Consider the following 7410-nt stretch of genomic DNA (forward strand, 5'->3'; position numbering starts at 1 on the left):
TTTAGGCAATAAGGAGTAACTATTATAAATAAAGAGAATTCGATTTGAATTCTCTTAATGACTTTTATTAGCTTTTGCATGAGCCTTAAAGAAGACTGGAAAATGCACATTGTATATAACAGTGACTACACGTATGATGAATGTTACTAGTAAACAGATATAAAAGGCTAATACGTGTGCACCCATTTCATACGTAATTAGGAAACTAATTGCACCTAGAATAGAAGCAATTGCATAGATTTCTTTACGGAATACATAGGGAATATCTTGAGCGCAAATATCGCGCATAATCCCTCCACCAATACCTGTAATAACACCCATCGAAACAACTAAGAATGAAGCATCAACGTGATGCGACATTGCAGCGTTTGCGCCAATAGCAGTAAAAACGCCTAAACCGACAGCATCTGAAAGCATGATTACAACTTGAAGTTTATTAATGCGTTCAAAAAACATACAAGTAAAGAGAGCTGCTAATACACTGACCAAAAAGTAAATCGGTTGTACAAATGCAACGGGAGGTAGGTTACCAATCATAATATCACGAATAATTCCGCCACCGAGTGCAGTAGCTACAGCTAAACAAAGGACACCAAATAAATCTAGATCTTTCTTTAAACCAACTAATGTACCAGAAATGGCAGCGGCGACAATGCCAAGAAACGTAAATATTTCGATTAATAACATAGCTCTAATCCCTTCCTCTTAAAGATGTTCCAGAGCAAAATATACACTAAAGTTTTAGAAATAACAATTACTTTTCGTTACATGTAGAAAAAAAGAAAAAATGGGGAAAGAAAGCGTTTGAAGATACGAGATATGTGACATACGAGAAGGGGATTTATTATCTTTTATCTGCATAAATAGGAAGTGGTTAACTAAAAAATTATGTTATAATAAATATTTGAGACGAGTTAGAGGCTTATTGTAAATTGTATAAAGTGAGATAAGGTAATGATAGTTATGGGGGTTCGAGATGTTAGGAAATAATAATTTAAGTAATAAATTTGGGAATTTTTTATTGATTTTCATTATGTTACAGCCGGTTTTAGACTTACTCACGTCATTTTGCATCATGGTTTTAAAGATTGATACGACAATTGGAATTATTACGCGTCTATTTGTAATGGTTCTTGGTGGAATCTATATTTTATTTCAGGCAAGAGAAAAAGAAAATCGTAAATATATCATATACTTAATAGTAGTTGGAATTGTTCTTGCTGCAGGTTTAGTAAATAATAAATTGGTCAAAAGCCCTATCATGTTGGGAGAAGAAATTAAATTTATAGCAAAAGCATTATATCCATTTATTATGCTTACCTGTTACATTTTTGTGTTTAAATCATTACGTGAAAAAGCAAATGCATATTCAAAAATGCGTAACTATATTGTATATTCAACATTAATCATAAATAGTATCATGGTTATTTCGATTGCGACAGGAACTGATTATAATAGCTACGATTGGGTGAAACTTGGTTCACGTGGTTGGTTCTATGCAGGAAATGAATTAGGGGCCATTTTAGCAGTTGTATGCCCAATCGTCGTTCTATATTCAATTGAAAAAACAACAAGCATAGCAAAAAGTTATTTTTGGATTCCTTCTATTTTAATTATCTTCTCATTATTTGCTGTTGGTACGAAGGTGGGAGTTGGAGCCATTTTTGGCACAATGGTTGTTGCTGTTTTCATGTGCTTTGTTCAGGCATTTTTACAGCGTAAAGATAGAAATAAGAAGTCATATTTACTGAATGGCATCCTTGCGACTGTTGTTTTTGCTGGAGCACTAGCATATACACCGTTTTCGCCATTCTTAAAAAATATGGGATTTCACGTCCAAATTCTTGATGAGAAAAAAGAAGTGAAAAAGGCAGAAGAAAAGAAGGAAGAAAAAACGCACCATAAACCACCTGTAACACAAGAGGAAAAAGCAAAAGAAAAAGAAATAGAGAAAAAAGAGGAAACACAAGCAATAATCTTCAGTGGACGTGAGATATTTGAGAAAATGTATAAAGATTACTATGCAGAAGCTCCAGCATCTCAAAAATTATTCGGTATGGGATATGCTGGAAATTTCAAAGAGAAACCGAAGCTAATTGAAAGGGACTTTCATGATTGGTTCTATACATTTGGGATTGTCGGTTTCATCCTACTTTTAATCCCATTTTTATACTTCGGTGTGAAAATTCTTCTCGTACTAGTAACTAGGTTTAAAGAGGTATTTACAGTAAGATACGGGTTATTAGCAACCGCACTAGGATTAAGTATGGGTATTGCATTTATAGCGGGACATGTATTTACAGCGCCTGGAGTAAGTATTTATTTTGCTGTAATTTTTGCATATTTAATTGTTGATTTAGAAATTGAATGATAGAAAAATAAAAGCTAGCGTCACGTTAGCTTTTATTTTTTGTTATAGTAAACTATAAGAGAACATAAAGATGGAGGAAGAAAGAGATGAAAGTGTTGCATATGAATGCTGGAGCAGAAGAAGGTGGCGGGAAAACTCACATTATTTCACTTTTGTCGCAATTTCCAAAAACTGAAGTTGAACTAGTCGTGTTTGAAGAAGGTGCAATTGCTAGAGAAGCAAGAGAACTCGGAATGAAAGTGCACGTTTTTTCTCAATCATCTCGTTATGACATATCGATTCTTTCTAAAATACGTACGTTTATTAACGAAGGACACTTTGATATTGTACATACACATGGTGCGCGCGCGAACTTTTATCTTTCTCTTCTAAAAAGGAAGATACGTGCAAAATGGGTAACAACGGTTCATAGTGATCCAACTCTTGATTTTATGAAGCGTGGTTTGAAAGGTTGGATCTTTACAAAGTTAAATTTATATTCATATAAGAAAGTTGATTTGTTTTTTGCAATTACAGAACGTTTTAAGCGAAATACTGTAGCACTCGGTGTGCCAGCAGATAAAATTTGTACCATTTATAACGGGATTGAGTATGATGACATTCCAGCGAAACCTTATAACTTAAAAGATGAATTAGGTATACAAGAAGGAGTATTTACAGCGATTCAAGTAGCCCGCCTTCACCCTGTAAAGGGGCATAATATTTTATTCGATGCCTTGCAAAAAATAACAATTCCTAATATGAAAGTATTGTTAGTTGGCGATGGCCCGATTAAAGAAGAGTTGAAAGAAGCAGTAAGGCAGAAAGGGTTAGAAGATAAAGTATTATTTTTAGGTCATCGTTCGGATGTAAAAGAATTATATGCATCCGCCGATATTAATTTATTAACTTCTTATAGTGAAAGCTTTCCGCTTGTGTTATTAGAAGCTGCAAATCAACGTTTAACGTCTATTGCAACGAATGTTGGTGATATGGAACAGTTGATTGTCGATCCTACATACGGATGGATTGTGCCAATTGGTGATGCACATGCATTAGCAAGTGCATTAGAGGAAGGATATAAGAAGTGGGAGAATGGTGAATTAGCAGTGATGGGTGAACGTTTGTATGAGCATGCTTCTTCTCATTTCTCATTACGAAATCTATATGAAGATACTCATAAAGCATATAAAAAACTTTTATTGAAATAGAGAGGATTATAATTATGGCAGTACAAACAGTTGATATTTTAGGTGTCCCTTTTTCTACGATGACAATGGAAGAGACAATTCGATATATCATGAAGCAGCTAGAATCAGAACAAACTCATACATTTCAAGTTGTAACAGCGAATCCGGAAATCGTAATGTGTGCCAAAAAAGACTCAAGTTTTCATCAAACCCTTTTAGAAACAGATTTGATTACACCGGATGGTATTGGTGTTGTAAAGGCAAGTGGCATGCTAGGGACACCATTAAAAGAGCGCGTAGCAGGTTTTGATTTAATGAGTGATTTATTTGGGGCGTTATCGAAAGAGAATAAATCTGTATCTGTTTTTTTACTGGGAGCGAAACCACATGTTGTGAAGGGTGCTGCTGATCATTTAACAAAAACTTATTCAGCTGTATCTATTGTTGGTACGCAGGATGGGTATTTTAAACAAGAAGAGGAAGAGGGCATCATTGCTCGCATTCAAGAAGTAAAACCGGATATTTTACTTGTAGCTCTTGGATTCCCAAGACAAGAAAACTTTATTCAAAATAATAAGCATCGCTTACAAACAAAAGTGGCTGTTGGTGTAGGTGGCAGTCTGGACGTTTGGGCAGGAGAAGTAAAACGTGCACCAAAATGGATTCAAGCAATTCATCTAGAATGGTTTTACCGTCTATGTAGCAATCCGACGCGTTGGCGTCGTCAGCTTGTATTAGCTGAATTTCTAAAAGAAGTGATGCGTTCGAAAAAGTAGCGAAATATCGCTACTTTTTTTATTTGTGAAAGCTAAAAATGTAGTATTCTCCACTAATGGAAGCTCTATTTTATGGGAAGATTAAAAGGAAGCTTTTAAGTGAAAATAGGGATAAAAGTATTTTACTTATACAATATACACATGTAAAATGAAGTGTAAAGACACCTGTGTAAGGAGGACTTCTAGTGGGGGATATAAAAGAAATTTCAAAGCGCAAGCTTCTTGGAATAGCGGGGCTTGGTTGGTTATTTGATGCAATGGATGTTGGCATGCTTTCATTTGTCATCGTTGCGCTGCAAAAAGAATGGGGATTAAGTAGTCAGGAGATGGGATGGATCGGAAGTATCAATTCTATTGGTATGGCGGTGGGAGCACTTTTATTTGGCATATTAGCAGATAAGTTGGGGCGCAAGTCTGTTTTTATTATGACATTATTATTATTTTCTATCGGTAGTGGTTTAACGGCATTAACAACAACATTAGCTATGTTTCTTATATTGCGTTTTTTAATCGGTATGGGGCTTGGTGGAGAATTACCAGTAGCTTCGACACTTGTATCTGAAAGTGTTGAGGCTCATGAACGCGGGAGAATTGTTGTATTACTAGAAAGCTTTTGGGCGGTTGGCTGGTTAATTGCAGCTCTAATTTCTTATTTTGTAATTCCAAAGTATGGCTGGCAAGTAGCGATGGTATTAAGCGCGATTCCAGCTCTTTATGCACTATATTTACGATGGAATCTACCAGATTCGCCGCAATTTGAAAAAGTTGAGAACAAACAATCTGTTATTACAAATATAAAGGCGGTTTGGTCTGGAGAATATCGAAAAGCGACGATTATGTTATGGATCTTATGGTTCTGTGTTGTCTTTTCTTATTATGGCATGTTTCTTTGGTTACCAAGTGTAATGGTACTAAAAGGATTTAGTCTAATAAAAAGTTTCCAGTACGTATTAATTATGACATTGGCACAGCTTCCCGGATACTTTACTGCTGCATGGTTTATTGAGCGCCTCGGCCGTAAATTTGTGTTAGTTACTTACTTAATTGGCACAGCATGCAGTGCGTACGTCTTTGGAGTAGCTGAATCGCTTACAACATTGGTGATAGCAGGAATGTTACTGTCCTTCTTTAATTTAGGAGCATGGGGTGCGTTATATGCATATACACCTGAGCAGTATCCGACAGTAATTCGCGGTACTGGAGCAGGTATGGCTGCAGCATTTGRCCGTATTGGTGGTATTCTCGGTCCATTGCTAGTAGGTTATCTTGTTGCTTCACAAGCGTCTCTTTCATTGATCTTTACAATTTTTTGCGGTTCCATTTTAATTGGAGTGCTTGCAGTAGTTGTGCTAGGGCAAGAAACGAAGCAGCAAGAGTTGGTATAACGAAAGAAGGGAGCCCAAGCGGCTTCCTTTTTTGTTGTTTTTAAGGGAAGTGATGGTATAGAAAATAGGGCTAGAAAAAGGGATTGTTTCTTACTAAGGCGAATGTATACAACAAGACATATGGACAAAAGAATTAGGTGGTTGGGCAGATGAAAATTTTACTTATCATGGAAGATGCAGAACATCGAAATCGATTCATTGAGATATTTACAGAAAATATGCGAAATGTAGAGTGCTTTGAAGCGGGAACAGGAATGGAATCTTTACAAGTAGCTAAAAAGCATATTCCTGATTTCGTTTTTTTAGATACAGAGTTAAAAGATGGTACAGGGTTTGAACTCTCTAGTTTATTACAACAATTAAATTGCGATACAAAGTTTATTTTTATCGGTGAGGATATAGAAGAGGCGATAACAGCTTTTCGCTTCCAAGCGTTTTATTATTTACTACGACCATTTCGTGAAGAAGATTTACAATTTCTCGTATATAGAATGGAACAAGACAAAGGAAAGAAAATAAAAAGCCATTTGCGAAAACTTCCGATTGAAAGTCATGAAGGGATTACGTATATTTTTCCAGAGGATATTGTATATGTAAGTAAGAATAAGGAGAATAAAACGGTTTCAATTTATACAGCGAATAATCAGTATATTTCAACATATACACTTCAAGAATTGGAAAATAAATTAACAGCATATGATTTTTTACGTGTTCATAAAAGTTATTTAATAAATGTTATGCATGTTCAGGCATTAAAGCCTTATTATAATGGAACGTATAACCTTTATTTAGATAGGTATGATGAGAAACCGATTCCTGTTAGTCGAAACTATGTAAAACGACTTCGAAATAAAATTGAACTATGACAAGTTGTAAGTGAATTTCAACATGTTAACATAAGAATCCTTCATGATAAGGAGGATTCAAATTAAATATTCAGAAAATTTAGTACAATCTCCACTAAGAAGTAGTATAGGGGGGATTGTATGTGAAGGCGTTTAAGTCAATTTTACTTTGGGGTATCATCGCAGCATTAGGAGCAACCGGATTTGGTGTAATTTCCCTATCACAAGGTGAAACAATTAATGCTGTATGGCTATTAGTAGCAGCTGTTTCTGTATATGCAGTTGCTTATCGTTTCTATAGTAGATTTATTGCACAAAAAGTATTTGAGCTAGATAATAATCGGCAAACACCTGCTGAGACGCTAAATGATGGAAAGGATTATGTTCCAACAAATAAATGGGTATTATTTGGACATCACTTTGCGGCAATTGCAGGAGCAGGTCCATTAGTAGGGCCGATTTTAGCAGCACAAATGGGATATTTACCAGGAACAATTTGGATTATCGTTGGAGTTGTAATTGCAGGAGCAGTACAAGATTTTGTTATTTTATTTGCTTCCATGAGACGTAATGGAAAATCATTAGGCGAAATGATTAAAGATGAGATTGGTCCTGTAACAGGATTAATTGCGATGATTGGTATTTTAGGTATTATGATCATTTTATTAGCAGTATTAGCTTTAGTAGTTGTGAAAGCACTTGTCGGTAGCCCTTGGGGAATGTTTACGATCGCAGCGACAATTCCAATCGCTATTTTAATGGGTGTTTATATGCGTTATATTCGCCCAGGGCGTATTGGAGAAGGATCAGTTATCGGTATTATTTTACTTCTTTTATCTCTTGTTGGAGGGCAGTATGTAGCTG

The 7410-nt window shown here is 35.6% G+C and carries 7 protein-coding genes; 6 read left to right on the plus strand and 1 reads right to left on the minus strand.

The window, feature by feature from the left end; genetic code table 11:
- Window positions 1-54: 54 nt before the first annotated feature.
- Window positions 55-687 (minus strand): trimeric intracellular cation channel family protein, encoded by a 633-nt coding sequence (locus tag AC1DIT_RS09340; protein ID WP_003202516.1) that lies wholly within the window; start codon window positions 685-687, stop codon window positions 55-57.
- A gap of 289 nt (window positions 688-976) precedes the next feature.
- Here AC1DIT_RS09340 and AC1DIT_RS09345 point away from each other — a divergent pair, with 289 nt between their 5' ends.
- From AC1DIT_RS09345 to AC1DIT_RS09370, 6 genes are all read left to right on the plus strand, one after another.
- Window positions 977-2371, plus strand: a complete 1395-nt coding sequence (locus tag AC1DIT_RS09345) for an O-antigen ligase family protein (RefSeq protein ID WP_016112775.1) — start codon at window positions 977-979, stop codon at window positions 2369-2371.
- 86 nt (window positions 2372-2457) lie between these two features.
- Complete coding sequence (locus tag AC1DIT_RS09350; RefSeq protein ID WP_016112774.1) at window positions 2458-3561, plus strand: glycosyltransferase; 1104 nt, start codon at window positions 2458-2460, stop codon at window positions 3559-3561.
- Window positions 3562-3575: 14 nt separating this feature from the next.
- Window positions 3576-4316 carry a WecB/TagA/CpsF family glycosyltransferase gene (locus AC1DIT_RS09355; protein ID WP_016112773.1) on the plus strand — a complete coding sequence of 247 codons (741 nt, stop codon included), beginning with the start codon at window positions 3576-3578 and terminating at the stop codon, window positions 4314-4316.
- A 185-nt stretch (window positions 4317-4501) separates the two neighbouring features.
- Complete coding sequence (locus AC1DIT_RS09360) at window positions 4502-5701, plus strand: MFS transporter (protein ID WP_476998156.1); 1200 nt, start codon at window positions 4502-4504, stop codon at window positions 5699-5701.
- Between the two features lie 149 nt (window positions 5702-5850).
- Window positions 5851-6567, plus strand: a complete 717-nt coding sequence (locus AC1DIT_RS09365) for a LytR/AlgR family response regulator transcription factor (protein ID WP_016112771.1) — start codon at window positions 5851-5853, stop codon at window positions 6565-6567.
- A 122-nt stretch (window positions 6568-6689) separates the two neighbouring features.
- On the plus strand, window positions 6690-7410 hold a 721-nt coding region (locus AC1DIT_RS09370; protein ID WP_476998157.1), incomplete at its 3' end, for a carbon starvation CstA family protein.

Source organism: Bacillus sp. 05T22, from assembly GCF_056396765.1.

Coding starts and splice junctions, on each gene's coding strand:
- AC1DIT_RS09340 (WP_003202516.1), bottom strand. CDS start 687: ATGTTATTAATCGAAATATTTACGTTTCTTGGCATTGTCGCCGCTGCC.
- AC1DIT_RS09350 (WP_016112774.1), top strand. CDS start 2,458: ATGAAAGTGTTGCATATGAATGCTGGAGCAGAAGAAGGTGGCGGGAAA.
- AC1DIT_RS09345 (WP_016112775.1), top strand. CDS start 977: ATGTTAGGAAATAATAATTTAAGTAATAAATTTGGGAATTTTTTATTG.
- AC1DIT_RS09355 (WP_016112773.1), top strand. CDS start 3,576: ATGGCAGTACAAACAGTTGATATTTTAGGTGTCCCTTTTTCTACGATG.
- AC1DIT_RS09365 (WP_016112771.1), top strand. CDS start 5,851: ATGAAAATTTTACTTATCATGGAAGATGCAGAACATCGAAATCGATTC.